General features: G+C 70.4%; 22 protein-coding genes. 11 read left to right on the top strand and 11 right to left on the bottom strand.

The genetic code is table 11. The features are described 5' to 3' along the window. The first annotated feature begins 166 nt into the window (after nucleotides 1-166). On the top strand, nucleotides 167-1,192 hold the full coding sequence (locus LGR69_RS14380) for a glycosyltransferase family 2 protein (protein WP_230366428.1): 1,026 nt from the start codon (nucleotides 167-169) through the stop codon (nucleotides 1,190-1,192). 21 nt (nucleotides 1,193-1,213) lie between these two features. Here LGR69_RS14380 and LGR69_RS14375 read toward each other — a convergent pair whose 3' ends face one another. Then, entirely contained in the window at nucleotides 1,214-1,522 is a 309-nt protein-coding gene (locus LGR69_RS14375; protein WP_230366427.1) for a hypothetical protein, read from the bottom strand. Between the two features lie 161 nt (nucleotides 1,523-1,683). After that, nucleotides 1,684-1,989, bottom strand: a complete 306-nt coding sequence (locus tag LGR69_RS14370; protein ID WP_230366426.1) for a hypothetical protein — start codon at nucleotides 1,987-1,989, stop codon at nucleotides 1,684-1,686. A gap of 563 nt (nucleotides 1,990-2,552) precedes the next feature. Between LGR69_RS14370 and LGR69_RS14365 the strand changes: the two genes are divergently transcribed. After that, the gene (locus tag LGR69_RS14365; protein ID WP_230366425.1) at nucleotides 2,553-4,250 is read left to right on the top strand and encodes a methyl-accepting chemotaxis protein; all 1,698 of its coding nucleotides are present in this window, start codon (nucleotides 2,553-2,555) and stop codon (nucleotides 4,248-4,250) included. A gap of 192 nt (nucleotides 4,251-4,442) precedes the next feature. Here the strand turns inward: LGR69_RS14365 and LGR69_RS14360 are convergent, their stop codons facing one another. Continuing rightward, nucleotides 4,443-4,667 (bottom strand): hypothetical protein, encoded by a 225-nt coding sequence (locus tag LGR69_RS14360; RefSeq protein ID WP_230366424.1) that lies wholly within the window; start codon nucleotides 4,665-4,667, stop codon nucleotides 4,443-4,445. 70 nt (nucleotides 4,668-4,737) lie between these two features. Next, complete coding sequence (locus tag LGR69_RS14355) at nucleotides 4,738-4,959, bottom strand: DUF6894 family protein (RefSeq protein WP_007567426.1); 222 nt, start codon at nucleotides 4,957-4,959, stop codon at nucleotides 4,738-4,740. Between the two features lie 345 nt (nucleotides 4,960-5,304). Between LGR69_RS14355 and LGR69_RS14350 the strand changes: the two genes are divergently transcribed. Further along, nucleotides 5,305-6,669 (top strand): UDP-glucose dehydrogenase family protein, encoded by a 1,365-nt coding sequence (locus LGR69_RS14350; RefSeq protein WP_230366423.1) that lies wholly within the window; start codon nucleotides 5,305-5,307, stop codon nucleotides 6,667-6,669. Nucleotides 6,670-6,778: 109 nt separating this feature from the next. On the opposite strand, the gene LGR69_RS14345 is transcribed toward LGR69_RS14350, so the two are convergent. From LGR69_RS14345 to LGR69_RS14330, 4 genes are all read right to left on the bottom strand, one after another. Next, on the bottom strand, nucleotides 6,779-7,606 hold the full coding sequence (locus LGR69_RS14345; RefSeq protein WP_091860980.1) for a LuxR C-terminal-related transcriptional regulator: 828 nt from the start codon (nucleotides 7,604-7,606) through the stop codon (nucleotides 6,779-6,781). A gap of 907 nt (nucleotides 7,607-8,513) precedes the next feature. Then, nucleotides 8,514-9,677: a glycosyltransferase family protein gene (locus LGR69_RS14340; protein WP_230366422.1), complete on the bottom strand. Its 1,164-nt coding sequence runs from the start codon at nucleotides 9,675-9,677 to the stop codon at nucleotides 8,514-8,516. Nucleotides 9,678-9,960: 283 nt separating this feature from the next. Next, complete coding sequence (locus LGR69_RS14335) at nucleotides 9,961-12,363, bottom strand: GumC family protein (protein WP_230366421.1); 2,403 nt, start codon at nucleotides 12,361-12,363, stop codon at nucleotides 9,961-9,963. A 52-nt stretch (nucleotides 12,364-12,415) separates the two neighbouring features. Next, the gene (locus tag LGR69_RS14330) at nucleotides 12,416-13,756 is read right to left on the bottom strand and encodes a polysaccharide biosynthesis/export family protein (RefSeq protein ID WP_230366420.1); all 1,341 of its coding nucleotides are present in this window, start codon (nucleotides 13,754-13,756) and stop codon (nucleotides 12,416-12,418) included. Nucleotides 13,757-14,020: 264 nt separating this feature from the next. Here LGR69_RS14330 and LGR69_RS14325 point away from each other — a divergent pair, with 264 nt between their 5' ends. The 7 genes from LGR69_RS14325 to LGR69_RS14295 are packed head-to-tail and all read left to right on the top strand — an operon-like array spanning nucleotide 14,021 to nucleotide 20,607. Further along, entirely contained in the window at nucleotides 14,021-14,542 is a 522-nt protein-coding gene (locus LGR69_RS14325) for an acyltransferase (protein WP_091860966.1), read from the top strand. A 14-nt stretch (nucleotides 14,543-14,556) separates the two neighbouring features. Next, a complete protein-coding gene (locus LGR69_RS14320) occupies nucleotides 14,557-15,585 on the top strand; it encodes a Gfo/Idh/MocA family protein (RefSeq protein ID WP_007567413.1) in 1,029 nt (342 codons plus the stop codon). Then, entirely contained in the window at nucleotides 15,582-16,697 is a 1,116-nt protein-coding gene (locus tag LGR69_RS14315) for a DegT/DnrJ/EryC1/StrS family aminotransferase (protein WP_230366419.1), read from the top strand. The genes LGR69_RS14320 and LGR69_RS14315 overlap by 4 nt, the downstream gene beginning before the upstream one ends. Next, nucleotides 16,681-17,712: an SDR family NAD(P)-dependent oxidoreductase gene (locus LGR69_RS14310; RefSeq protein WP_230366418.1), complete on the top strand. Its 1,032-nt coding sequence runs from the start codon at nucleotides 16,681-16,683 to the stop codon at nucleotides 17,710-17,712. The genes LGR69_RS14315 and LGR69_RS14310 overlap by 17 nt, the downstream gene beginning before the upstream one ends. Continuing rightward, nucleotides 17,709-18,845, top strand: coding sequence for a DegT/DnrJ/EryC1/StrS family aminotransferase (locus LGR69_RS14305; protein WP_230366417.1), 1,137 nt, complete (start codon nucleotides 17,709-17,711; stop codon nucleotides 18,843-18,845). Before LGR69_RS14310 ends, LGR69_RS14305 begins: the two co-directional genes overlap by 4 nt. Beyond that, on the top strand, nucleotides 18,842-19,642 hold the full coding sequence (locus tag LGR69_RS14300; RefSeq protein ID WP_122161598.1) for a polysaccharide deacetylase family protein: 801 nt from the start codon (nucleotides 18,842-18,844) through the stop codon (nucleotides 19,640-19,642). The genes LGR69_RS14305 and LGR69_RS14300 overlap by 4 nt, the downstream gene beginning before the upstream one ends. Continuing rightward, nucleotides 19,639-20,607, top strand: coding sequence for a glycosyltransferase family 2 protein (locus LGR69_RS14295; protein WP_230366416.1), 969 nt, complete (start codon nucleotides 19,639-19,641; stop codon nucleotides 20,605-20,607). Before LGR69_RS14300 ends, LGR69_RS14295 begins: the two co-directional genes overlap by 4 nt. Nucleotides 20,608-20,767: 160 nt before the next feature. On the opposite strand, the gene LGR69_RS14290 is transcribed toward LGR69_RS14295, so the two are convergent. Genes LGR69_RS14290 through LGR69_RS14280 form a run of 3 tightly spaced genes read right to left on the bottom strand, consistent with a single transcriptional unit; the run spans nucleotide 20,768 to nucleotide 24,576 of the window. Continuing rightward, a complete protein-coding gene (locus LGR69_RS14290) occupies nucleotides 20,768-22,432 on the bottom strand; it encodes a glycosyltransferase (RefSeq protein WP_230366415.1) in 1,665 nt (554 codons plus the stop codon). A gap of 15 nt (nucleotides 22,433-22,447) precedes the next feature. Beyond that, entirely contained in the window at nucleotides 22,448-23,680 is a 1,233-nt protein-coding gene (locus tag LGR69_RS14285) for an ABC transporter ATP-binding protein (RefSeq protein WP_230366414.1), read from the bottom strand. Further along, nucleotides 23,680-24,576 carry an ABC transporter permease gene (locus LGR69_RS14280; protein WP_007567397.1) on the bottom strand — a complete coding sequence of 299 codons (897 nt, stop codon included), beginning with the start codon at nucleotides 24,574-24,576 and terminating at the stop codon, nucleotides 23,680-23,682. The genes LGR69_RS14285 and LGR69_RS14280 overlap by 1 nt, the downstream gene beginning before the upstream one ends. Nucleotides 24,577-24,930: 354 nt before the next feature. Between LGR69_RS14280 and LGR69_RS14275 the strand changes: the two genes are divergently transcribed. Continuing rightward, nucleotides 24,931-26,010, top strand: a complete 1,080-nt coding sequence (locus tag LGR69_RS14275) for a glycosyltransferase family 2 protein (protein ID WP_230366413.1) — start codon at nucleotides 24,931-24,933, stop codon at nucleotides 26,008-26,010. Nucleotides 26,011-26,189 lie beyond the last annotated feature (179 nt).

Below are 26,189 nucleotides of genomic sequence, written 5' to 3'. Positions count from 1 at the left end.
CGGCGGGAGTATCGGGGCAACCGGCCGCGGCGGCCGCGATCTTTCGGACGAGCGGCGGCAGCTCCGGAACCCTCCTTTTGGACGATCTCGCGTCCCCCCGGCGCGCCGCCTAGCCTGCGGGATCGCCGTCCGGTCCCGCCGGCCGGGAGAGGTTCGGAGTCGTGCGGTGCGAAGCGTCCAGGCCCAGAGCGACGGAGCGGATGTCTGCGTCATCATCGCGGCGCGCAACGCCGAGGCCACGATCGCGCACGCGGTCGCCTCGGCCTTGCGCCAGCCCGAGGTCGCCGAGGTCATCGTCGTCGACGACGCCTCCGCGGATCGGACCAGCGCGGCCGCCGAGGCCGCCGGCGACGGCTCGGGCCGGCTGAAGCTGCTGCGGCTGACCCGCAATGCCGGCCCGGCGGCCGCCCGCAACGCGGCGCTGGCGGTCGCGACGGCGCGCCTGGTCTGCATCCTCGACGCCGACGATTACTTCCTGGACGGGCGCCTCGGCCGGCTGCTGTCCGCCCCCCGCAGCTGGGACCTGATCGCCGACGACATCGTCCTGGTCCGGGGGGACGCCGCCAGCGCGGTCGCGGGCCTCGTCACCGGGCCCGGCCAGCCGCAACTCTTGTCGCTCGAGACCTTCGTGGCCGGCAATATCGGGCGCCCCCGGGAGCACCGGCGGGAGCTCGGCTTCCTGAAGCCGATCATGCGCCGCTCGTTCCTGCAGCGCCACGGCCTGCGCTACGACGAGCGGCTGCGGCTCGGCGAGGATTACGCCCTCTACGTCGAGGCCCTGGCGGCGGGTGCGGTGTTCGCCGTGACGGCGCCCTGCGGCTACGTGGCGATCGAGCGCGCGGATTCGCTGAGCGCCCAGCATCGGACCGACGACCTCGCGGCGATCGTCGCGTTCGACGAGGCGATGCTGTCCCGGGCGGGCCTGGTCCCGGCGTCCCGCAGGGCGCTGCGGGCCCATCGCGACGCCATGCTGCGGAAATGGCAGCACCGGCGCGTCCTCGACCGCCGGCGCTCGCACGGCTACGCGGCGGCGTTGCGCGAATTGCTCCACGCCCCCCGGGCCTGGCGGCACATCCTGTCCGAGACCCTGAACGCCAAGCTCGCCCGGCTCGTCCCGAGCCGCGTGCCGGATGGGGAGGGGGCACCGCGCCTGCTGCTCGGGCCGGGGGCGCTCCTGCGGCCGGCCCGCTGAGCGCGCCGCCGGCCGGATGCGTCAGTGATCGCGCTCGCCGTCCCGCATCCGGACCGCGGAGACGTCGCATCGGACGTCGTCGAGCGCGCAGCGCACCCGCTCCAGCGCGGCGCTGAACAATTCGGCGATCTGGGGATCGTCGGCTTGCGGGGCCTGCGCATCCCGGAAGCTGTCCAGCAGATACGGCATCATCTGCCCATGAAGAGCCAAGTAGGCCCCGGGGCTCGAGAGTTCATAGACGACTGCCAGAGCATGATAGGCGCGCGCCAAAACCTCGAGTGCAACATCCGCACTGCGTGCGTTCCGGTCGCAATCATCGCTGCTCTTCATCGTGTCGATAAGCTAGTTTCCGCCCTTATCGGGGCCTAACATGCCTTATCAACACTGTCGACACGCGTTATCCAGACAATTGTCGGGGCCGAAGCGCGGCGAGAGATTTATCTCGGTCTCATGGCTCAACTGCAACACTCGGGTGTTCGGCGGTGCGCGCTCTAGCCCTGCATGTATCGGCTCGGCCGGATCATGGTGGCGATCTTGTTCTCGACCTCGGAGAGGACGTTGTTCACAAGATGAGCCGCGCCCTCGACCGTGCCGGCACCCAGCGTTCCGCGGCCGCTGGTCTCCTGGATGATGCGGAAATTGTCCTCGACGAACGCCCGGATCTTCTGCTGGACTCCGTCGAACTCGCCCGGATGCGCCGTCTCGTAGAGGAGCGCCAAAGCGAGATAGGCGCGGCCGACCATATCGAGTGCCAGGCTGGCACTCATGTCGCTGGCGTCGCTTTCTGTAGGGGGCACGGCGGGGAATTCCCTGTCAAGCTTTATGTTGTAAATCTACCAGTCTGTCCGGTCGCGAACAATCAATAAAAAGCACAAGTTGATGCGTTTTTTATTGAGTTTCCGGGAGTTTGGCGCCCATCGCCGGGGTGGATATTGCTTCGGTTGCGGTGGCTGCGCATGGGCGCACCGCGACGCGTCGCGGCGCTGCGGCCCGACGGATCGGGACATTCGGGCGATACGCCGCGTCGACGCCCCGTCGCCGACCTGGCCGCCGCCGAACGCGATGCGCGCGGCGCCGCGTCGGTGCGCGCGTTACCCCCAGCGATCGGCCGGTCGGCAGGGCAGGCATTGTCGTTCCGGACGGTCGTCATGGTTGCTGCGATTCGTCTATAAATCCCGGTTTTCGCCGAGTAATTCATCCGCAAGTGGCATGGCGGAGACAAATAAAATCCCGGGATCCGATTCAGTTTCCAGCGTCAACGACATATTGATTCGGAACAAATCTTTGTGTCAAGCCACTTGATTAAGTTAGTCAGGGGATTTTATAGCGGGCTGACCATAAAGTTGGAGCTTTTATCCAGATGCGGATCTTGGATCGATGCAAAATTGCGTACAAGATGTCCGTCCCTCTCCTGATCATGGCCCTCGTCAGCGTCGGAACGATTTATTATACCCTCAGTATGCTGGGCGACATTACAGAGCGTAATCACGTTCTGGTGGATTATTATGTCGCGCGGCTGGAGGCGTTCGCCGAGGTTCGCCAGGACTTTCAGACGGCGGGCCTGATGAACCGCAACCTCATCATCGGTCAGCCGGCCAGCGAGCTTCCGGAGTTCGAGAAGACCTATCGGGACGCGGTGAAACGCACTGCCGACAACATCCAGACGCTCGCCGCGGGGTCCTTGAAGAAGGAGGTCCGGGATCTACTGGTGGAGATCGGGACGATCGCGCGCGAGTATTACGACGTCCTCGACAAATCCAACGCCCTCGCGCTGAAGGACGATCGGGCCGCGGCGACGCAGCTGACCATGGTCGCCAGCAAGCCGATCGCGAAGCGGTTTGACGACACGGCCCGGGTCTACGAGGGGCGAGTCGACGCCCGGCTCGCCGACGGCAAGAACGCCACCGAGGCCGGGGCCCGGCAGGCCCGGGTGGTGCTAATCGGTTCGGCCGCGGCGGGCCTGCTCATCGCCCTGGGCCTCTCGGCCTTCATCATCGTGTTCGGGGTGACCCGGCCGCTGGACAGCCTCGTCGCCGTCCTGCAGCGGATGGCGAAGGGCGAGATTGACGCCACCATCGCGGAGGCGCAGCGCGGCGACGAGATCGGCGCGGTCGGGCGCGCGGTCGAGGGCATCAAGGCGAGCGTCGCCCGCAGCGCCGCCGAGGAGGCCGAGCGCAAGCGGGCCGCCGACATCGCCGCCTCCGCCGGGCGCCGACGCGCCCGGTTGGACCTGGCCCAGAGCTTCGAGCAGGCGGTCGCCGGCATCGTCGAGCAGGTCGCGTCCTCGGCGACCGAACTGCAGGCCACCGCCCGGGTGATGAAGGACATCGCCCAGGAGGCCGGCAGCCGGTCCGGCGCGGTGGCGACGGCGGCCGAGGAGGCCGCGGTCAACGTCACCACGGTGGCGGCCGCCACCGAGCAGCTCGGCAGCTCCATCCAGGAGATCGGCCGTCAGGTGCAGGGCTCGACCGACCTGGCCCAGAAGGCGGTGGGCGAGGCGGACCAGACCGCCGCCCTGGTGGCCGAGCTGAGCGCCGCGGCCAGCCGGATCGGCGACGTCATGCAGATGATCTCGGCCATCGCGGCCCAGACCAACCTGCTGGCGCTCAACGCGACGATCGAGGCCGCCCGCGCCGGCGAGGCCGGCCGCGGCTTCGCCGTGGTGGCCGCCGAGGTCAAGGAACTGGCCGGCCAGACCGCCAAGGCCACCGAGGAGATCAGCCAGCAGATCGGCCGGATCCAGGGGGTGACCGGTGAGGCGGTCGGCGCGATCGGCACGATCACCCAGCGGATCCGCGAGATCGACGGCGTGGCGAGCTCGATCGCGGCCGCCGTGGAGCAGCAGGGCGCGGCGACGCAGGAGATCGTGCGCAACATCGCCCAGGCGACCGCCGGGACGAAGGAGGTGACCGGCAACATCGTCGGGGTCGCGGACGTGTCCGAGCAGACCGGCGCGGCGGCCGGCAACGTCCTCTCGGCGGCCACCGGCCTGTCCCATCAGTCCGAGCGCCTCTCGGCCGAGGTCGATCGCTTCCTGGCGACCATGCGGGCGGCGTGACGGGGTGGGATGGGCTGATCCGCCGGTCCGCTCGTGAGAGGACGCCCGCACCGCTCCCGGCACGCTGTGAATCCGTGCCTTCCCTGCGAGGCGAGGGAGTCACGATCCGCCCGCCGCAGCCCGGGGCGGAAACGCGCTGCGCGTGGCGGCGCGCCGTCGCGAGGCTCGCCCGAGCGTCGCGATGGCGCGGATTCAGGCGATCCGCGCCAGGCCGATCCGGTCCGGCGTCGTGCCCTGCAGGGCCCGGAGCTTGAGCGCCAGGATCCGGTTGTGCCGGGCCATCGAGCGCAAGGCCTCGGCGGTCTCGGGATCGCCGGCGGCCAGGGCCTGGGCGGCACCGGCCATGTCGGTGGCGGTTGCATCCGCCAGCGCGGCGGCGCGCAGATCCCGGGAGGGCGAGGAAATCGGTCTGGCCATGGCTGCCCGTGATCGAAGGCTTGCCCGATCCTCCGGACGAAGGGTTAACAACCTGTAAACGCCCGGCCGGTCATTTCCGCACCGGCAGGCGGCCGACGAGCCATCCGGCCTCGTCGCGCACGAGCAGCGTCCAGGGAAGCCCCGCGGGCGCCTCGGCGATCTCGTCGGCCATCTCGGCGATGACGCTGCGCGCCTCGAGCAGGGCTTCGGCGAGGTCGGCGGCCTCAACGCCGGTCGTGTCGTGGAACGTGATCTCGGCGTTGGCTAGCTCGAAGTAGAAGCGTGCGGCCAAATGGACTCTCCCTGGCCAAAGTCCCGAGAGAGCTCGGCCCGACGATCCTGGTCGCCTAAACCCTCCCGTATCCAGCCCTAAAAGGGGCGAAAAAGACTTAGCTTTTAGGCTGGCCGGTCGCGCGCACGCGCCTCGGACCGGGCGGGATCCGCCCGCCCTAAGCCAAGCGAGGTATCCCGCCGCGCCGCCAGCGGTCCTCGGCGCGCCCGGGCCGCCCGGCCGGACCGCGCCGGCGGCCTACCCCGTCCCGCCGACCGCCCCTACGCCTAACGCCTGAGGTGCCGCCGCCACGGCCTCGCCGTAGACCGAACCATCTCCGGGCATTCGCGATGGGGCGAGGCAAGCATGAACATCACGATGGTCGGGTCGGGCTATGTCGGGCTGGTCTCCGGGGCATGCCTGGCCGATTTCGGCCACAGGGTCGTGTGCGTCGATAGCAACCGCGACCGGATCGAGGCGCTGAAGGCCGGGGCGATCCCGATCTACGAGCCCGAACTCGACGCGCTGGTGGCCGAGAACGTCCGCCAGGGCCGCCTGTCCTTCGTCGCCGACCTGGAGGCGGCGGTCGCTGAAGCCGATGCGGTGTTCATAGCCGTGGGCACCCCCTCGCGGCGCGGCGACGGCTTCGCCGACCTGTCCTTCGTCTACCAGGCGGCCCGCAGCATCGCCCGGGCGCTGACCCGCTTCACCGTGGTGGTGACCAAGTCGACCGTGCCGGTGGGCACCGGCGACGAGGTCGAGCGGATCATCCGCGAGATCCGGCCGGACGCGCAGTTCGCCGTGGTGTCGAACCCCGAATTCCTGCGCGAGGGTGCGGCGATCGCGGACTTCAAGCGGCCCGACCGCATCGTGGTCGGCACCGACGATCCCCGGGCCGAGGCGGTGATGCGCGAGGTCTACCGGCCGCTCTACCTCAACCAGGCGCCGATCCTGGTCACCTCGCGGCGCACCGCGGAGCTGACGAAATACGCCGCCAACGCGTTCCTGGCCGCCAAGATCACCTTCATCAACGAGATCGCGGATCTGTGCGAGGAGGTCGGCGCCGACGTCCAGCAGGTCGCCCGCGGCATGGGGCTCGACAACCGCATCGGCGGCAAGTTCCTGCATGCCGGGCCGGGCTATGGCGGCTCCTGCTTCCCCAAGGACACGCTGGCTTTGGTCAAGACCGCCCAGGATGCCGGGGTGCCGCTGCGGCTGGTCGAGACCGTCGTGGCGGTCAACGACCAGAGGAAGCGCGGCATGGCCCGCAAGGTGATCCGGGCCTGCGGCGGGGTGCGGGGCAAGATGGTGGCGGTGCTGGGCCTGACCTTCAAGCCGAACACCGACGACATGCGCGACGCGCCCGCCCTCGCGATCGTCGCCGGCCTGCAGGATGCCGGCGCCACGGTTCGCGCCTACGATCCCGAGGGGATGGACCAGGCCCGGCCGCTCCTGCCGGGGGTCGATTTCGCGCCGGATCCCTATGCCTGCGCGGCGGATGCCGACGCCCTGGTGATCGTCACCGAGTGGAACGCGTTCCGGGCGCTCGACCTGGCGCGGCTGCGCGCCACGATGCGGGCGCCGATCCTGGTGGATCTGCGCAACGTCTACCGGCCCGAGGAGGCCCGGCTGCACGGCTTCGCCTATACCAGCGTCGGCCGCCCCGCGGAACCCGCCGAGCCCCGGACCGCCCCCGCCGCGCAGGGCTGGCCCCTCGTCGCCGCCGGCTGAGCCGGCCGCCCCGGTCGCCGGATCGGGGCGGTCCGCCAACGCCACAGAGCCGTGCCCGATCGCGGGGATCGGGCACGGCTCTGTGGTGTCGGGTCCGGGTCGGGGCGGATCAGGCCGCCGGGGCCTTCACGGTGGCGAGGCTCGAATCCTCGCGCAGGAAGTACTTGTTGGTCAGGTAGGCGACCTCGGTGCGGTTCTTCGCCTTCAACTTCTTCATGATGTTGCGGACGTGGACCTTCACCGTGCTCTCGCACATGTTCAGCTCGTAGGCGATGATCTTGTTCGGCGTGCCCTTGCGCAACGCCCGGGCGACACAGAGCTGGCGCGGGGAGAAGATCTCGTCCTCGCCGGTCTCGACCGGCGCCTCGACCTTGATGCTGGCGAGCAGCGGGAACAGGCATTCCGCCGGGATGTAGACGCCGCCGGCCTGGACGAGCTGGAGCGCCTGCAGGGCGATGTCGACCGAGGTCGTGGTCGGGATGTAGCCCTTCACCCCGAGCTTGATCGTCCGCACGATCTGGTCGAGGTTCTCCCCGTCCGAGATGACCGCCACCGGCGGGGCGCCCGCCTCGCCCTGCAGCAGCGCCAGCTCCCGGCTGATCTCGGCCCACTCGGTCTCCGAGAGGTTGCCGTCCGGCCGGCACAGCACGACCACGTGGGCGGCCGCGAACGGCGTCTGGCGCTTCCAGGATTCGATGTCCGGGAAGACCTCGAACACGGTGTCCTTGTCGGCCTCCCGCAGGGAGGCGGCCAGGCATCGACCGACGAGCTGCCGCCGATCGATGATCACGATGCGGTTCGCGCGGACCAGGATCGGCTCCCGCTGCTCGATGACGGCCGGACCGTCACCGCCCTGCACCCCCGGGAAGCCGCCACGGCTCTGGAGAGTGTTTCGCTCGACGATGACGCGCTCGTCTCGAGTACCAAGACTGGCCATAAGAAGTTACCTCCTTTCGCAGGAAGCCCATTGTCAGACGAGGGCGTGGGAACCCAATGAAATCGCCATCGGCGTGACACTGGCGGATAGCGGTCTATTGGGTGCCTTATAAGTGGCTCTCGATGACCGCGGATATAATGCTAACTTTCGTAAAATCGGCTGTAAATACCCTATCTGCGCTCGTTTGATTAAATTTCTACGCAACTCAAAACAGTCACAAACTACGTACGTAGGGGATCGTCCAATCGGACGCGGCGCCGCCGCCAGATCTTGCTGTCCATTTCTCAAGTCTTTCGGCGCACCTCACTGTCCACTGGCGCCGACGACTCGTATCTCTATAATCGAGCGGAGGCTTTTTGAGGCGATATTGTCGCTGCGGCGGCCCCGGTGTTTTCGCTGGAGTGCCGTGCCGTTTCGTGGTGCGAATTCAGTCACCGGAATCGGTTTTAGCGGAGCTGTTTTGCATATCCGCGGCGGAATCTTCCGATACAGGATGGTATCGGCGCATTGCCACCTAAAGATCAGATTTCGTGGCGTATCGGTAGTCCGGGTACTGCGCGCGGGTGGAAATCCACGCGTCGGAGCCTTCCCCGGGCCCTCGGTTGCGAATCGGCGGCGAATCGGGGCCGGGGCCCAGCGCGCATAGCGCCTGTCCGGCCTCTGGGAACCGCGCAGGAGCGCGGGAGGCGCAGGTCGCCGTGTGGGCTATGCAGTTTACATGTCGCTCTGTGAGAGACGCGGCAGGCCCCCTCTCCCGCACGGGAGAGGGGACCCGCGCCTTACGCCGTCGACGATGGGTGAATCCGCCCACCCGCACAGTAAGGGGGCCGTTCGCGATCTGCCCGGCGCGACATGGGACTCCCCGAGCCCAGGAAGGGGCTGGGCTCCCGTGCGTCACGACCGCCGGTCAGGCGACCCGCGCCAGCAGATCCCGCATGCCGTGGGTGTCGACGAACCGGGTGGTCTCGCAGGCGAGGAGGCCGGCCTGCATGCGCGCGTAGGTCTCCGCGTCGAGGTTGCGCAGGAACGCGATCACCGACGCTTCCAGGGGCTCCGGGAACGCCCAGCCGAGCGCCTCGGTCTCGGCGTAGCGGCCGGTGGCGGTGTCGGCGCGGGCGAGCGTCAGCGCCCCGCACAACCCACCCTCGTAGAGGCGGTTCGGCAGCAGCCAGTCGGAATTCAGACCGTCATCCAGGTAATCGACCGCCCAGCTGAAATGGACGCCGCCGTAGATGTCGGGCAACTCGCCCGGATTGGCGTAGGGGCCGCGGAACGTCATGTTCGGATGCCGGGCCAGGGTCGCGGCGAAATCCTGCGGGTCGATATCCTCCTCCGAGAGCCGGCCCGCGATGACGATCCGGACCGAATTGCCCAGCGCCCGCGCCACCGCCGCCAGGATGGTCAGGCTCCGGCGACAGCGCAGGGTGCCGAACCAGCCGATCACCCAGGGCGGCCCCGCGACCCGGCGGCGCTCCAGCCGGTGCGCCACCGCGGCGAGGCGGTGGGCCATCACCTTGTTCTCGAGCAGGTGCCAGGGACCGGCAAAGCCTTGGACCGGCGCGAAGTAGCGGGTCACGAAGTCCGGCGAGCTGACGACGAGCAGCGCGCTGCGGCCCAGGATCCAGCGCTCGACCGCCCGGGCGATCCGCCCGACCCGGTCGGGGCGCACCATCAGCCGCTGGATGTCGAGCACTTCGTAGACCAGCGGCGCGCGGCTGCCCGCGAGCCGCGCCGAGGCCCAGGCCACCAGCGCCATGTCGAGGTTGCGGACATAGACCACGTCGGCCGCGCGCAGGTCGCGCCAGCGCGTGAGCGCCCGAGCGATCCCCAGCGCAAGGAGCGGCAGCCGCTTGCCGTAATGCCGGTCCACGGTCTGCCCGAGGGGGACCACGTCGCCGGAGGCCGCGGGATCGGGGAGGCCGGCCCGGGCGCGCACGAACATGTATTCGACCACCGACCAGCCGGTATCCCGGATGGCCCCGACCCGTTTCCGGATGGTCGGCTCGATCCGGTCATGGCCGAAGAACGCGACCCGGCCGGGCGCCGCCGCTTCAGGATGGGTCCGTGTCATGGCGTGTCACACCCAACACCGGCCATCCCGGCAAAGCCCCTAACCGTGGGAGGGTATGAGGCTGTCGGTCCGTTGCCCTTCGAACGGCGATGCGGCGGGTGCGCCCTCTCCGGAGAAACCTGGTCCCTCACCCCAACCCTCTCCCGCACGGGAGAGGGGACCCGTGCCTCGTCCGGCGCGCGTATTGCCCGGCCCGATATGTGAGACCGGTCGGGATGAGGGGATCGCGTGAGGGCGGCCAGGCTCGTCCGCCCGTGCCCGCGATCCGACCGGCGAAACCCCGTCACGCGGAGGCTCCCGCATCCGTCGCGTCGGCGGCCGGGCGGCGGCGCCAGGAGCGGGCGAGCCGGCTCGGGGCGGCGGGCTTGAGCGCGGCGGTCCGGCGGACCAGGCTGTTCACGATCGTGCCGCGCCGGACCGCCGGGGTGGCGTTGGTCTTGTTGAGCACCACGCCCAGCACCGTGCAGCCGGCGGATTCGAGGTCGTGGACGGCGGCGACCACGTCGTCGATGTCGGTCTTGCCGGCCTCGGCCACCAGGATCACCCCGTCGAGCATGTCGAGCAGCGGCCGCAAGGTCGGGAGCTCGTCCGCCGGCGGCAGGTCCACGATGATGCGGTCGAGATGGGTGCGCTCGTCCCGGACCAGGCCGGCGATGGCCTCCGGGGTCATCAGGTCGCTGAAATGCGGGTCGCCCGGCAGGAGACTGCCGCAGGCGAGCAGGCGGACATCCCCGAGCTGGAGGCGGACCGCCTCCTCGGTGCCGCACCGGCCGGCGAGCACGTCGAGCAGCCCGCGCTGGTCGGCCGCCTGGTTGAGCCGCGACAGGGTCGCCTGCCGCACGTCGGCGTCGATCAGCAGGATCCGGCTGGTAGCGGCCGAGCGCGACCGCGCCAGCAGCTGGCCGAAATTGCTCGCGAAGGTGGTCTTGCCGGTTCCGGCCTCCACCGAAGTCACCCCGATGGCGAAGACCGGCCCGCGGCGGTCGTTGCCGAGCAGGTGCGATTTCAGGCTGTGGAGGCGCTCGACGAAGACCGATTGCGGCATGAACCGCACGGCGCTCGCCTTGAACGCCTCGACGCTCGCCGGCCGCAGGGCCTCGCTGGCATGGGCCTGCGCCAGCGCCAGGGCGGCCCGGTAGCCGGGCTCGCGGCGCAGCTCGGGGAGGGCGGCGAGGCAGGGCAGGCCCTGGCCGGTGAGCTGCCCGGGCGACCGGATCGTCCGGTCGAACCAGTGCCGCGCGAAGGCGCCGCTGACCCCGAGCCCGGCCCCGACCAGCAGGCCGAGCATCACGATCAGCCCGCCGCGCGGCGCGCTCGGGCGCTCCGGGACGCTCGCCGGGGTGATCACGTGCGCGGAGGGCTGCGGGTAGGATTGCTGGTTGACCGCGTCGATGTAGCGGCTGAGCATGTTCGTGTAGATCTGGTCGTAGGTCTCGGCCGCCCGGTCGAGTTCCTTGGCCTTCACCCTGGCCTCGCTGGTCACCAGCGTCTTCGAGATCAGCGCGTCGAAGGACGCCGACATGCTGTCCTCGCGGGCCTTGGCGACCTCGTAATCCCGGTCCAGGGAGGCGGCGAGGCGCTCCAGCTCTGCCCGCAGGGATTGCTTGGCCGCCAGCACGTCCTTCTGGATCGCCGTCACCGCGTCGTGGTCGGGGCCGAGGCGGCGCTTCAGGTCGTCGGCGCGCTGCACCAGGTCTACGTATTGCTTGCGCAGCTGGATGATCACCGTGTCCTTGAAGGCCTCCGTGATGCCGGGATCGGCGATGTCGGAAGCGAGCAGCATGTGGATCTGGTCGCGGGTGGCGCGGGCGTCCACGGTCTTGGACCGCGCGGAGGCGACCGCGGTGTTCAGCTCCTCGAGCTGCTGCTCGCCCACGAGGCCGCGCTTGCCGAGATCGATGATCGCGTGCTCGGCCTTGTAGGTCTGGGCCTCCCGGGAGGCCTGGCTGGCGCGCTGCTGCAGCTCCTTCAGCCGGGGCAGGATCCACTCGCCGGCCACCTTCCAGATCTGCGACCGGTTCTCGAGCTGCGTGGCCACGTAGGCGTCCGCGACCGCGTTCGCCACGGCGGCGGCGTCGGCGGGATTGTCGAGGCTGTAGCCGACCTCGATGACGTAGGCCGCGCCGATGCGCGAGGCTTCCAGGTTCTCGCGGACGGTGCCGGCCTGGCGCTCCTCGGGGCTCGCCGGGCTGACCGGCTTGGCGGCGGGATGGAGGCCGATGAGGTGGCCGACGAACAGCTTGACCGCGCCCAGCCCCTCGCGGAGCTTCGCCACCAGCGGATGCGGCGGCACCGCCAGGTCCTGAGACGGCGGCAGGCCGAGCCGGCGCACGGCGGCCAGGGCGATCTTCTCCGAGCGAATATACTCGACCTGGCTCTCGACCTCGGGGATCTCCAGGGGGGTCGCGGCGCCGGGCGTGTCGCGGGCCGTGACCGGGCTTGAGCGGCTCTCGATGTAGACCCGCGCCTTGGCGGTGTAGATCGACGGGGCGGTGGCGACGTAGACGATCGCCGCGATCAGCCCGATGCCGCTCAGCATCAGGATCGACCGCCAGTTCCGCCGCACGATCGTCAGGATCGCGACCTGGCCCTCGGGATCGGACCCCCGCGGCCCCTCCCGCCACGGCCGCGCCGGGCCGAGGGACTCGGCCTGCAGGAAGGACGCGGCGGTCGAGTGCTTGTTCATGGCTCTTCCCTCACGCGGCGGGCGCACGGTTCTGGCGAGGTCGGTTCGGGGGTCAGTTCTGGCCGGTGCCGTCGCCGATCCCGCGCAGGGCGGGATCCGGCTTGAGCACGACCTCCACGACGTCGCCCGGCTGCAGCTCGGTGTCCTCGGCCGCGTCGGTCAGGTTCGGGCCGCTCCTGCCGGAGCCGGCCTTGCCGGGATGGAACACGGCGATCGAAGCCCGCGCCCGGCTGCCGGACAGGAGCTGGGTCCGCAGGGCGCCGGTATAGACCAGCTTGTCGTTGATGCTGTTGAGGCGCGAGCGCAGCGCCGCCAGGTTGTCTTCCGAGACCTGTAGCTTCTCCATGGCCTCCAAGGCCTGCTGGTCGTCGACCCGCTCGAGCCTGCGGGTCAGCTCGCCCTTGTCCCGCTCCAGCTGCGCCACCTGGACCGTGGTCTGCAGCGCCCGGGTCGAGGACAGCAGCACCGCCCGGCGGGCGTCGGTCAGGCGGGTCGTGACCACGGCGCCGCGCTGGAACAGGGCGCGCACCGCGTCGTACTCGTCGGCGTCGGCGGTGACGCCCTCCTTCTCCTTGGCCTGCTGCTCGGTCAGGCTAGCCAGCTGGTTCTGGGAGCGGGTCAGCGCGCGCTGCAGGTGCTCCTTCTCCTTGGAGACGTCGGACATCTGCACGCGCAGCTGCTGCTCGGCGAGCTTCTGCGCGACGCTCGCCCGCGACGGCGGCACGTTCAGGGGCGCCTCCGGGCCGGCCGCCGCCTTGTCGGGGCGCGCCCCCGCGATGATCGCCTTGAGCCGCCAGACATTGGCGCTCTCCCGGGCGATGCTCGCCCAGACCGCGTCGTACTCGGCGCGCAGGTTGGCGCTCTCGACGACCGGGTTCTCCATCCGGAAGCGCAGGAGGTTGTAGCCCCCCGCCAGCGCCACCGCCTGCCGGACGGTCATGCCCGGATGGAACGGGTGCTCGCCCTGCTTGGTCACGTCGCCGCTCAGGTAGACCGGCTGATACTTCGCGATCCGCACCCCGATCTCGTCGGGCTCGATCACGGCGATCGATTCGCGCCCGTCGGCATTGCGCTGCCGCACCGCCTTGGCCGGCAGGGCCTTCTGCAGCGCCTTGCGCAGCTCGGCCACAGTCAGCCCGACCGCCGGCACCTCGCCGAGCAGCGGCACCATCACGGTGCCGTCGATCCCGACCGTCGCCTCCTGCTTGAATCCGGGAATGCTGAGCGCCGTCACCTCCAGGGTGTCGCCGGCCGAGATCCGGTATTCGGCGCGTGCCGGCGATCCCGCGAAGGCCAGCAGTAGCGCCGCGCTCGCCGCGAAGGTTCTGCGCAGCGAAGCACCGCCCCGGGGGGCCTTTTCTTCGCAGAGATCGGACGGGGACCAGGTCTTCACGCGTCGTGCCTTCCTGCTCGCTCGCAGCTCGGCCGGCATGATGCGCGGCGGCCCCGTTCCCCGGGACTCGTCCAAAAGGAGGCCGGCCGCGCCGCCCGGCGCCGGCGCCTGCGCCTTTCGAGGTAGGCCTCCCGGGCCCCCGCCGCCCCCGGCCGAGACGGTGCACCTTTCGGGGGAGGACCAGTATCGAAAGCCTGGGTTCCGGATCGTCCACGGCTCCGCGCAGTTTTGCCGCACAGAAGTTCGGCAGAAGGAGCCGCTTGGATGCCGATAACCGATGCCGATATTGGGCAGGATGTGGGTATCTTCTACCCGGACCTCGTTAATATTTACGGGTGCGAAATAAAGACCGGGTCGCGCATCGGCCCGTTCGTCGAGATCCAGCGGGGCAGCACCATCGGCCCGCGCTGCAAGATCTCCTCGCACAGCTTCATCTGCGAAGGCGTCTCCATCGGCGCGGAGGTGTTCGTCGGCCACGGCGTGGTCTTCACCAACGAGCGCTACCCCGAGGCGACCAACCCGGACGGCACCCTGAAGCGCGACGGCGACTGGGAGCTCGTCGAGACCCTGGTCGGCGACCGCGCCGCGATCGGCTCCAACGCCACCATCGTGGCCGGCATCACCATCGGGGAGGGCGCCCTGGTCGGCGCCGGCGCGGTCGTGACCCGCGACGTCCCGCCCTACGCCATCGTGGCCGGATGCCCCGCCCGGGTCATCGGCGACACGCGCCAGAAGCGCGCCCGCTCCCGCCGCTCCTCGGCGGCCAAGTCTCTGCAGATCGCTTGAGGGGACCCACGCACATGATCGCCATCGGAATCGTCGGCTACGGCTATTGGGGGCCGAATCTCGCCCGCTGCACGTCGGAGACGGAGCAGTGCCGGCTCGCCGCCATCGCCGACCAGTCGGCCGCGGCCCTCGCCCGGGCGGGCAAGCGCTATCCCGCCGCCCAGCTCCACCAGGATTGGCGCGACCTCATCGCGGATCCGCAGATCGACGCCGTCATGGTGGCGACCCCGGTGAGCTCGCATTTCGAGATCGCGATCAACGCGCTCCGGGCCGGCAAGCACGTCTTCATCGAGAAGCCGATCACGTCCTCGGCCTTCGAGGCGCGGCTGCTGATCGAGGAGGCGGCCAAGCGCAACCTGACCCTTATGGTCGATCACACCTTCGTCTACACGGGCGCGGTCGAGAAGATCAACGAGCTGATCACCGACGGCGCCCTGGGCGAAGTGTTCTACTACGACTCGACCCGGGTGAATCTCGGCCTGTTCCAGCGCGACGTGAACGTGATCTGGGACCTCGCGGTCCATGATCTCGCGATCCTCGACCACGTGCTGGACCTCGCCCCGGTGGCGATCTCGGCGAGCGGCACCGGCCATTTCAGCGGCCGCCCCGAGAACATGGCCCACCTGACGATCTTCTACCCGCGCGGCGTCGTCGCGCAGATCAACGTCAATTGGCTGGCCCCCGTGAAGGTCCGGCAGACGCTGATCGGCGGCAGCAAGAAGATGATCGTCTACAACGACTTGGACCCGATCGAGAAGGTCAAGGTCTACGACCGCGGCGTCACCGTCGGCGACGGCTCCGGGGACATCACCGAGCTGATGGTCTCGTACCGGACCGGGGACATGTGGTCGCCGCACCTGTCCTTCCGCGAGGCGCTCGTCGTCGAGATCGAGCATTTCGTCGACTGCATCGCCACCGGCAAGGCGCCGAAGACCGACGGCCATAGCGGCTTGCGCGTGGTCGAACTGCTCGAGGCCGCGATGCGCTCCCTGCGCCAGAACGGCCACCCGATCGACCTCATGCCACTTGCGAGGGCCTCGTGATCCCGTTTCTCGACCTCAAGGCGCAATACGCGGCCGTCGGCGGCGCCGTCGAAACCGCCGTGCTCGACGTCCTGCGCAGCGGCGACTTCGTCCTCGGACCGGCGGTCACCGCCTTCGAGGCGGCCTTCGCCAAGGCCTGCGGCGCCAAGCACGCGGTGGCCGTCAGCAGCGGCACCGCGGCGCTCCATCTCGCGCTGCTCGCCCTCGATATCGGCCCGGGCGACGAGGTGATCACGGTCTCGGCGACCTTCGTGGCCACCGTCGCGGCCGTGCTCTACGCCGGCGCGACCCCCGTGCTCGTCGACATCGACCCGGTGAACTGGACCATGGATCCGGCCCTGGTCGAGGCGGCGATCACGCCCCGCACCAAGGCGATCCTGCCGGTGCACCTGCACGGGCGGCTGGCGGATCTCGACGCGCTCGGCGCCATCGCCCGGCGCCACGGCCTCGCCCTGGTGGAGGACGCCGCCCAGGCGCATCTCGCCAAGCGGGGCGGCAGGAAGGCCGGCTCCATCGGGGATATCGGCTGCTTCAGCTTCTACCCCGGCAAGAATCTCGGCGCCTACGGCGAGGGCGGTGCCATCGTCACCGACCGGGACGACCTCGCGGAAGCCGCGCGGTGCCTGCGCGACTGGGGCCAGCAGGGCAAGTACAACCACGTCCGGCACGGCTTCAACCTGCGCATGGACGGCGTCCAGGGGGCGGTCCTCGGCACCAAGCTCCCCTATCTGGAGGGCTGGACCCGGGCCCGGCAGGCGGTGGCGGCCGCCTACGGCGAACGGCTCGCGGGCCTCGGGCTCGACCTGCCCGGTCCGGCCGGACGCGACCACGCCTTCCACGTCTACGCGGTCAGCACCCCCGACCGCGAGGGCCTGCGCCAGCACCTGGCCGAGGCCGGGGTCGCCACCGGCATCCACTACCCCGTCCCGGTCCACAGGCAGCCCGCCTACCGCCATCTCGACGACGGGACCGGCTGCCTGCCGGTCACCGAGCGGCTGGCCGCCCGGACCCTGTCCCTGCCGATGTTCCCGGAACTGACGACCAGCCAGATCGACACCGTCTGCCGGGCCGTCGCGAGCTACTGCGAGGTCGCCGATGCCCAAGCTGCGTGAGGTTACCAAGGGAAGCCGCTTCGGCGGCGACCTGCGCGGGACCCGGATCCTCGTCACCGGCGGATCCGGCTTCATCGGCTCCCACATCATCGACCTGCTGGTCGAGGCCGGCTGCGACGAGATCGTGGCCATCGACAACATGGTCCGCGGGCGCCCCGAGAACCTGAAGGACGCCCTCGGCTCGGGGCGCGTCCGGCTGGTCCAGGGCGACATCCGCGACCGGGCCCTGATGGACACCCTGGTCAAGGGCACCGACGTGGTGTTCCACCAGGCGGCCCTGCGGATCACGCAATGCGCCGCCGAGCCGCGCCAGGCCTTCGAGGTGATGGCGACCGCGACCTTCGACCTGCTCGAGCGCTGCGTCGAGGCCGGCGTCGCCAAGGTGGTGATGGCCTCCTCGGCCTCGGTCTACGGCATGGCCGAGAGCTTCCCGACCACCGAGAAGCACCACCCTTACGACAACCGCACCCTGTACGGGGCCGCCAAGTCGTTCGGCGAGGGCCTGCTGCGCGCGTTCAACGACATGTACGGGCTGGACTACGTCGCCCTGCGCTACTTCAACGCCTACGGGCCGCGCATGGACCTGACCGGCCGCTACACCGAGGTGATGGTGCGCTGGATGCAGCGCCTGGCCGAGGGCCAGTCCCCGATCGTGTTCGGCGACGGGCTGCAGACCATGGACCTCGTCCATGTCCGCGACATCGCCCGGGCCAACATCCTGTCGGCGACCGCCCCGGCCACCGACGTGGTGCTCAATGTCGGCACCGGCGTGGAGACCTCGCTCGTCGATCTCGCCGGCCATCTCACCCGGATCATGGGCCGGGACGGCACCCCGCTCGTCCACGAGGCCGAGCGCGCCGTGAACCCGGTGCCCCGGCGCCTGTGCGACACCAGCCTCGCCCGGGAGCTGATCGGCTTCGAGGCCGAGATCGGGGCGGCGGAGGGCCTCGCCGACCTGGTGGCCTGGTGGAGCGACGAGGCCGGCTCGGATCACCTGAGGCGGGCGCTCGCATGATCCCGATCGCGAAACCCGATGTCGGCGAGCCGGAGGCGGAGGCCGCCGCCGCCGTGGTCCGCTCCGGCTGGCTGACCCAGGGGCCGCAGGTCGCGGCCTTCGAGGCGGAGTTCGCCGCCATCGTCGCCGCCCCCCATGCCTGCGCGGTCTCGAACTGCACCACCGCGCTGCATCTCGCGCTGCTCGCCGCCGGGGTCGGGCCCGGCGACGAGGTGGTGACGGTGAGCCACAGCTTCATCGCCACCGCCAACGCCATCGCCCAGTGCGGGGCGATTCCGATCTTCGTCGACATCGACCCGGCGACCTTCAACATGGCCCCGGAGGCCGCCGCCGCGGCCCTCACCGAGCGGACGAAGGCGATCGTCTGCGTCCACCAGATGGGCATGCCCTGCGACCTCGAAGCCATCGTGGCGATCGGGCGCCGCTCCGGCATCCCGGTGATCGAGGACGCGGCCTGCGCCATCGGCTCCGAGCGGCTCCAGGGCGATGTCTGGCGGCCGGTCGGCGGACCCGCCGGCGACGTCGCCTGCTTCTCGTTCCACCCGCGCAAGGTCCTGACCACCGGCGACGGCGGCATGATCACCACGGCCAATCCCGAATGGGACCGCAAGTTCAGGCTGTGGCGCCAGCACGGGATGAGCGTGTCCGACGTGGCCCGCCACGGCAGCGCCCGGGTGGTCGCCGAGGAGTACACCATCGCCGGCTACAATTACCGGATGACCGACGTGCAGGCCGCCATCGGCCGCGCGCAGCTGACCCGGCTGCCCGGCCTGATCGCCCGGCGGCGCGCTCTCGCCGACGGCTACCGGGCGCGGCTCGCCGATCTCCCGGAGGTGACGCCGCCGCCCGAGCCGATGGGCTCGCGCAGCAACTGGCAGAGCTTCTGCGTCCGCCTGCCGGAGGCGGCCGACCAGGGTGCCGTGATGCAGGCCATGCTCGACCAGGGCATCGCCACCCGCCGGGGCATCATGTGCGCCCATCTGGAGCCGCCCTACGCCGAGGCGCCCCGGCGCTTCGCCCTGCCGGAATCGGAGCGGGCGCGCGACCACGCGATCCTCCTGCCGCTCTATGCCGGCATGGACGACGCGCTGCAGGATCAGGTCGTTTCCGGCCTGCGCGCCGCCCTGCGATGATCCCCGGGCCGGTCAAGAGCCTCGCCCGCACCGTGGGGCTCACCCGTCCGCGGGTCGCGGCAGCCCGGATGGCCTGCGAGCGCGCGACCCTGGCGGTTGCCGGGACGCGCCGCGAGAGGCCGGGCGGGCGCATCCTCTGCTACCACTCGGTCGGGCAGCCCGAATGCGGGGTCAACGACGTCACCCCCGGGCGCTTCCGGCACCAGATCGAGCTGGCCCTGCGCCTCGGCTACCGCTTCGTGCCGGCCGCCACCATCGCGGAGGGCAACGGCGAGGCCTGGGATCTCGCGATCACCTTCGACGACGGCTGGCGCAGCGTGCTCGAGGCGGCGGAGCCGATCCTGCGCGACCACGCGATCCCCTGGACGCTGTTCGTCGTCTCCGGCTGGCTCGACCGGCCCGGGACCGGCCCGGGCGGGGTCCTGAGCTGGCGCGAGGTCGAGGCGCTGGCCTCGGCGGGCGCCGAGATCGGCAGCCATTCCGTCACGCATCCGGATTTCGGGCGGATCAGCCCCGAGCGGGCGGCCGAGGAGCTGGAAGGCTCGCGCCGGTCGATCGCGGCCCGCCTGGGCCTCAGGCCGGAGAGCTTCGCGATCCCGCTGGGGCAGTCGGCGAACTGGACGCCCGACGCCGCCCGCGCCGCCCAGCAGGCCGGCTACCGGATCGTCTACGCGCAGGCCGTGGAGACGCGGCCGCTCGGGACCGTCGGGCGCAGCTTCGTCACGCATTTCGACAACGATCTGGTCTTCGGTGCCCTCCTGAAGGGGGCCTACGATGCCTGGGAGGAGTGGACATGATCCGGCCCGCGCCCCGCCTCACGGTCTCCGTGGTGGTGCCCACCTGCAATCGGGCTTCCCTGCTGCGCGAGGCCCTGGCGAGCATCCGCGCCCTGGAGGGGCCCGATCTCGCCTTCGAGATCATCGTGGGCGACAACGGCCGGCCGGGGCCGGGCGCCGAGGCCGCGGCGGAATTCGGCGCGCTCCACGTCGCCGTCGCGCGGCCCGGCGCGGGGGCCGCCCGCAACGCCGCCCTGCTGCGGGCCAGCGCGCCCTACGTGGCGTTCCTCGACGACGACGACGTTTGGCAGCCGGGCCATATCCGCCCCCATCTCCGCCGGCTCGAAGCGGAGCCGGATCTCGGGATCGTCTTCGGGCAGGTCGTCACCACCTCCCAGGATCTGGAGCCGGTCTACGGTCCCTGGCCGGCGGACCTCCCGGCGGACGGCGGGGCGCTGCTGCGCCGGATGCTGAGCGGCTACTTCCCGCAGGTGGGCGCGACGGTGGTGCGCCGGAGCCTGGTCGACAGCGTCGGCCTGTTCGACGAGGCGCTGCTCGGCGATCAGGATTGGGATTGGCAGATCCGTGCGGTCCGCCGGCACCGGGCCGGCTTCGTCGCCGTGCCCTGCGTGCATTTCCGGCAGCGGCCGCCCGGGACCTTCGACAGCCTGATCGCCCGCCGGATCCACTTCACCCGGCTGGTCTTCCGCCGGCACGCGCCGGCGCTCGGCGTCTCGCGCGTCGCGGCCCTACGCCTCTATTTCGCGACCGTGCAGGGCTATTACGACGCCTTCCTGGATGGCGCCCAGGCCCATGCGGCCCGCGGCGACCGGCGCGCCGCCGCGGGCGCGCTCTTGTCCGCCTTCCGGCTGATGCCGCACCGGGCGATCAAGGACGCGGTCCGGCCAACGCATCTGCGCGGAGCCCTGCTGGCCGTCGTTCAGGCCGGCCGGCCGCTCGCCGCCGCCGAGCCGGGAACGCGCTGAGGGGGGCTCGCCTGTCGCGCCCCGCCTCGCAGGCGAAGCCGTCGCAGGCGGCTTGAGACCCGCGGGCATGCCGAAGCCTGAATACCAAACAGACGCCGAGACCCGAGAAACCGTAGGGCTTCTCGGGTCTCGGCTTGCGGGATGCGATGGTCCCGCCCGATCAACCGGCCCGCAGCAGCCCCGGCCGGTCCTTGACGTTGCGCACCAGCCACTCCGGCAGCAGCAGGCGCACCCGCTCCCAGGGCCCGGACAGATCGCCGGCCCGGCGCAGGGCCGCCCAGGAGGCGACGCGCTGCCGGAGGGGCAGCATACCGATGTAGTTCTTGGTCATGCCCGAGACCGGGAAATCCGAGCCGAACATGTCCTGGTGGCGCAGGTCCGGCTCGCCGAGATGGGGCGCCTCGGCAATCACCGGCCCGGCATCCGGCGCGAGCCGGGGCAGCGCCCGGGCTTGGGCGTAGACCGCGTCGAGCCCGGCGAGCCAGCTCGCCGGTGCGTAGAGGCGCGCGATGGCGGCGCTGATCCCGGATCCCGCGGCCCGGCGGGTTTCCGCGTCGGTGATCAGCGCGGTCAGGTGGGCCTCGTACTCAGCCTGGTCGCGGGCGACCCGGGCCGTAGCGTCGAGCCCCGGATGGTTGATCGCCACGATCTCGGCCGCCTCGGGCGCCTCGAAACGCGTCACCAGCGGCAGCCCGTAGGCTGCGGCCTCAAGCATCGAGGTCGAGGACACGAACGGGTAGGAATCCACGTAGATGTCCGCCGCCTCGAAGAACACCCGCGGATCCGCCTGCTCCGCATAGGCGGTGATGCGCCCGCCTGTCGCCGCCTGCGCCGGAGCCCAGTCGGCCCGCGCGCCGGCGCCGACCACGATCAGGCGGGCATTCGGGTGCGCGGCCAGCAGGTCGACATGGCGGTCCGCGTAGGTGACCGGCCCGACGTTGCGGTACTTCGCGCCGCGCGCCACCGAGACCAGGAGGATGTCCTCCTCCGGGATGCCGAGGGCACGCTTGGCGGCGGTCCGGTTGCGCTGACGCTCGGGCAGCGTGATCAGGGTCGGGAGCAGGAGGCTCCGGGCCGGGTCGACGCCGCGCCGCGTATTTGCCAGCCGGCGGGCGGCCTCGCGCAGGTTGATCACCGCGTGGCTGATCCGCGCCCCGATCCAGAACAGGTGATCGGCATGGTTGAGCAGCAGCACCGGCGGATGCCTCGCCGGATCCGCGAACGCGATCAGCGGGACCACATCCTCGCAATGGATGTGGAGGACGACGACGTCGTAGTCGCGCGCGACCCGGCGCAGCTCCCGCGCCCAGGCGAGCTTGCCGCCCTGGCGGTGGTTCAGGTGGTGGATCGTGCCGCCGCTCGCCCGCACGGCCTCGGTGATGCGGGCATCGACCGGTCCCCGGTGCTGGGTCAGGGCGAGCCCGTTGGTCCGGTTGGCATCGGCGCCGATCCAGAGGGCCAGCATCTTGGTCAGGCCGCCCACCGGGGCGAGCTGCGTGCAGACGTGGAGGACGCGGCGGAACGGCGCCGGCTCCGGGGCCGGCCCGTGGTCGGGCTGCGGCTCCAGCCGCCGGCCGATCTGCGCGGTCACCCGCTCCAGGCGCGGGCTCGCGAACACGCCGCAATGGCGGTGGGCCGCCAGCGTCGCAGCGATGGCGGCCTCGACGGCGGCCCCTTCCAGGTCCCCGGACGCCGCGCGACGCTCCGCTTCCCGCACCCGCGCATCGAAGGCCGAGAAGTTCGACCGGATCCGCCCGGCCCGCCGGGCGGTCTCGTCGGCGCCGCGTGTCCCGTCCTGGTGGTGCCCTGACGCAATCGTGGCCATCGTGCTCTCCGGGCTTCAGCGATGCGGGGCGGGATCTGCCGTCCAGGTGCCGGGCATGTGGAAGACGCCGAACACGTCGGGGGCGAAGACCGGGTGCTCGATGTGGAAGCGGGCCCCGATCCGCGCGGCGAGCAGGCGCTCGAAACCCCGCTGCCGGACCACCACCGAGACCGTGTAGGTGTCGGCGTTCAAGGTCAGCGGCGGCGTCAGCAACTCGATCGTGCCCTCCCCGGACAGGGGCGGCAGCTTGGCGCGGTCCGTCATCGTGCTGAAATTGCAGCAGAGCAGCTCGTCCGACCGGGTGACCGAGAACAGGACATGCGGGTCGGCGATCGGCTCCGAGGCGGTGTAGCGTGCCGTGATCCGCATCCGCTCGCCGTGCCGGAACAGCGTCTTCGGCGCCCCGGATTCGTCGGCGACCGTCACCTCCCGGATCTCCACCGGATGGTGGCCGCCCTCCGGCTTGAACCACGGCGCGTCGGCCAGGTAGCTGTCCCGCTCGTAGTGGTGCAGGCCCTCGTCGGTGGGGCCGTCAAAGGCGACGCGGCCGTTCTTGATGTAGATGACCCGCTCGCACATGGTCTTCACGCTGAACATGTTGTGCGAGACGAGCAGGATCGTCGAGCCCTTGGTCTGCAGGCGCCGGGCGAAGTCGATGCACTTCTTCTGGAAGGTGTAGTCGCCGACCGCCAGGACCTCGTCGAGGAGCAGGATGTCGGGCTCGAGATGCGCGGCGACCGAGAAGGCCAGCCGGACATACATGCCGCTGGAATAGCGCTTCACCGGCATGTCGATGAAGTCGCCGATCTCCGAGAACTCGACGATCGCGTCGAACTTCTCGGCGATCTCCTGGCGGTGCATGCCCAGGATCGAGCCGTAGAGGAAGATGTTCTCGCGGCCGGTGAGCTCCCGGTGGAAGCCGGTGCCGACTTCGAGCAGGGCCCCGACCCGGCCGACCAGCTTGATGCTGCCGGTGGTCGGCGCAGCGATCCGCGAGATCAGCTTGAGCAGGGTGCTCTTGCCGGCCCCGTTCATCCCGATGATGCCGACATTCTCGCCGTGCTTGATGCCGAAGCTGACATCCTTGAGGGCCCAGAAGCCCTCCCTGGACGGGCGCGCCGCGGACCGGCGCGTCACCAAGCCCCGCGCGCCCGCGATGAGCGCCTCGCGCAGGGAGTTCTCGTGCGTGGCCCGCGGGGCGCGCCAGTATTGCTTGCCGATATCCTGTACGCTGATCGCCATCGACATCAGATTATATCCGCGAAGGAGCGCTCCATGCGCTGAAAGAAGATCAGTCCGGTGAAGAGCAGCACGGATGCGGCCGTGACCGAGACGGCGAGCGCGAACAGGTCGGGGGCGGTTCCGCCGAGGATCGCGAACCGGAACGCCTCGATCAGCCCGACCATGGGGTTCAGCGCGTAGACCCAGCGCACCGAGTCCGGGACGATGCTCGCCGCGTAGACGATGGGCGAGGCGTACATCCAGATCTGGATGAGGAACGGCAGCGTGTGCTTGACGTCCCGGAAGCGGACGTTGACCGGCCCGAGCCAGAGGCTCACCCCAAGCGCCAGCATCGCCGTGACCGCGAGCGTCGGGATCGCGAAGACGATGTGCCAGCCCGGCACCACCCCGTACCAGAGCATCAGCGCCAGCAGCACCACCAGGGCGATGGCGAAATCGACCATCGGCGACACCACGGTGGCGAGCGGGATCACCAGGCGCGGGAAGTAGATCTTGCGGATGAGCTCGGCCTCGGTGACGAGGCCGGTGGCGCTCCGGCGCACCGACTCGGCGAAGTAGGTCCACAGGATGATGGCGCTCCCGGCAAACAGCGCGTAGGGCGCCCCGTCGGTGGGGATCTTGGCGAAGTGGCCGAAGATGACGGTGAAGATCGCCACCGTGAACAGCGGCTGCGCGATGGCCCAGCAGGCGCCCAGGGCGGTCTGGCGGTAGAGCACCTTCAGGTCGCGCAGGATCAGGACCCAGAGCAACCCGCGATACTGCCAGACGCTCGCGGCATCGAAGGCGACGAGCTTATGATCCGGACGGATCTCGGTGACCGGCATCGCGGCCGGTTCTGATGTCGGCCCGGCAAGCCCGTGTTTCGGCGCATCGAGCGCGAGCGCGTCCAAAGAGTCCATCATTCCAGGCGATCCCGCACGACGATCGGTGCTTGCGGGATCCGCGCGGCGCTCGGCTGCCGGGGCGGCGATCCCACTGAGCCGAGCTATCATCGCGGTCGGCCGGGACGAATTACACCTTTCGTCGTATCGAGGCTGCCGACTGAAGAGGTGGTTGTGGTTAACCACCGTATTGGCTGCTTATGACGACAGAAAAGACCCCGGGCGTGGGACGTCGCCTCTGTCGAGACCGGCTCGGCCGGCCCGGGCCATCGCGTCGGGCGTGCGAGCCGTCTTGGCCGAGGTTGGGCGCTGCCTCCGGAACGGGGCCACCGCGGGTCCGGCGAAAGATCGGGCCCTGGTCTCAGGAGAACCGCCATGAACGATGCTTCGGACGATGGTTCGGACGGCGCCGGCATCCCGCTCGTGACGATCGCCATGCCGGCCTTGAACGAGGCCCGCCACATCGCCGAGGCGATCCGCTCGGTGATGCCGGCATCCGGCACGCTCCCCTGCGAGTTGCTGGTGATGGATGGCGGCAGCAGCGACGAGACCTGCGCGATCGTCCGGGCGCTGAGCGCCGCGGACCCGCGGATCCAGCTGATCCACAACGCCCGGCGCATCCAGGCCTCGGGCCTCAACCTGGCGGCGCGGCTCGCGGATTCCCGCTCCACCTATCTCGTGCGCGCCGATTGCCACGCCGCCTATCCCGAGCACTGGGTGCAAGACCTGGTGCGGACGATCCGCCTGCGCGAGGCGGTCTCGGTGGTCGTGCCGCTGCGGACGATCGGGGTGACGCCCCTGCAGCGGGCGATCGCGGCCGCCCAGAACAGCCGGCTCGGCAATGGCGGCTCGGCGCATCGCCTGGGCGGGATCTCGGGCTACGTCTCCCACGGCCACCACGCCATCTTCGACCGGCGCGAGTTCCTGCGGGTCGGCGGCTACGACGAGAGCTTCTCCCACAACGAGGATGCCGAGCTCGACCGCCGGTTATGCGCCGCCGGCGGCCGGATCTATCTCGCGGCCGATCTCGCCGTGACCTATTTCCCCCGCGCGACCCTGTTCAGCCTGACGCGGCAATACTTCCTGTACGGCCGCGGCTGCGCCCGGACCCTGGAGAAGCATGCCAGCCTGCCGCGGCTGCGCCAGATGCTGCCACCCCTGGTCCTGCTCTACGGCGTCGCCGCCCTGGCCCTCGTCACGGTCGCGCCGGCGCTGCTGATCCTGCTCGCGGTCTATGCGGGCGGCTGCGGGTTGAGCGGCCTCGCGCTGGCGCTCAAGGCGCGGGAGCCGATGCTGGTCATGAGCGGCCCGGCGGCGATCGCGATGCACCTGGCCTGGGCCGCCGGGTTCCTGTCGCATCGGGGCTATCGCCGGACGCTGCTGCGGACTGCGCTACGCCGGAAGCCGCCCCTGCTCGGCGTCCCGCCCGGATCGGACCCGGCGAGCGTCAATTGACGGGGCTTCCCGCGCGCAGATCCCGCGAATCCGGTGTCAGAAGCCGGACGCCGTTCCGCATCCGTCGCGGATTTCTATCCAGGGCTGTAGTCTCGCACGGTCAAGCCGATTATCGACACGCGCATCTTTCCGGACTTCGTGGAGCCCGGAAGCCGCAATGTGCCGTGACGGCTTTGGAG

This window comes from Methylobacterium brachiatum, from assembly GCF_020523825.1.
GTDB classification, from domain to species: domain Bacteria; phylum Pseudomonadota; class Alphaproteobacteria; order Rhizobiales; family Beijerinckiaceae; genus Methylobacterium; species Methylobacterium brachiatum.
The sequence above is the reverse complement of the archived record's forward strand: the minus strand, read 5'-3'. Positions and strand labels throughout refer to the sequence as shown.

Coding starts and splice junctions, on each gene's coding strand:
- LGR69_RS14340 (WP_230366422.1), bottom strand. CDS start 9,677: ATGACACGGACCCATCCTGAAGCGGCGGCGCCCGGCCGGGTCGCGTTC.
- LGR69_RS14375 (WP_230366427.1), bottom strand. CDS start 1,522: ATGAAGAGCAGCGATGATTGCGACCGGAACGCACGCAGTGCGGATGTT.
- LGR69_RS14275 (WP_230366413.1), top strand. CDS start 24,931: ATGAACGATGCTTCGGACGATGGTTCGGACGGCGCCGGCATCCCGCTC.
- LGR69_RS14295 (WP_230366416.1), top strand. CDS start 19,639: ATGATCCGGCCCGCGCCCCGCCTCACGGTCTCCGTGGTGGTGCCCACC.
- LGR69_RS14325 (WP_091860966.1), top strand. CDS start 14,021: ATGCCGATAACCGATGCCGATATTGGGCAGGATGTGGGTATCTTCTAC.
- LGR69_RS14310 (WP_230366418.1), top strand. CDS start 16,681: ATGCCCAAGCTGCGTGAGGTTACCAAGGGAAGCCGCTTCGGCGGCGAC.
- LGR69_RS14320 (WP_007567413.1), top strand. CDS start 14,557: ATGATCGCCATCGGAATCGTCGGCTACGGCTATTGGGGGCCGAATCTC.
- LGR69_RS14345 (WP_091860980.1), bottom strand. CDS start 7,606: ATGGCCAGTCTTGGTACTCGAGACGAGCGCGTCATCGTCGAGCGAAAC.
- LGR69_RS14285 (WP_230366414.1), bottom strand. CDS start 23,680: ATGTCGATGGCGATCAGCGTACAGGATATCGGCAAGCAATACTGGCGC.
- LGR69_RS14350 (WP_230366423.1), top strand. CDS start 5,305: ATGAACATCACGATGGTCGGGTCGGGCTATGTCGGGCTGGTCTCCGGG.
- LGR69_RS14280 (WP_007567397.1), bottom strand. CDS start 24,576: ATGATGGACTCTTTGGACGCGCTCGCGCTCGATGCGCCGAAACACGGG.
- LGR69_RS14305 (WP_230366417.1), top strand. CDS start 17,709: ATGATCCCGATCGCGAAACCCGATGTCGGCGAGCCGGAGGCGGAGGCC.
- LGR69_RS14300 (WP_122161598.1), top strand. CDS start 18,842: ATGATCCCCGGGCCGGTCAAGAGCCTCGCCCGCACCGTGGGGCTCACC.
- LGR69_RS14335 (WP_230366421.1), bottom strand. CDS start 12,363: ATGAACAAGCACTCGACCGCCGCGTCCTTCCTGCAGGCCGAGTCCCTC.
- LGR69_RS14365 (WP_230366425.1), top strand. CDS start 2,553: ATGCGGATCTTGGATCGATGCAAAATTGCGTACAAGATGTCCGTCCCT.
- LGR69_RS14360 (WP_230366424.1), bottom strand. CDS start 4,667: ATGGCCAGACCGATTTCCTCGCCCTCCCGGGATCTGCGCGCCGCCGCG.
- LGR69_RS14290 (WP_230366415.1), bottom strand. CDS start 22,432: ATGGCCACGATTGCGTCAGGGCACCACCAGGACGGGACACGCGGCGCC.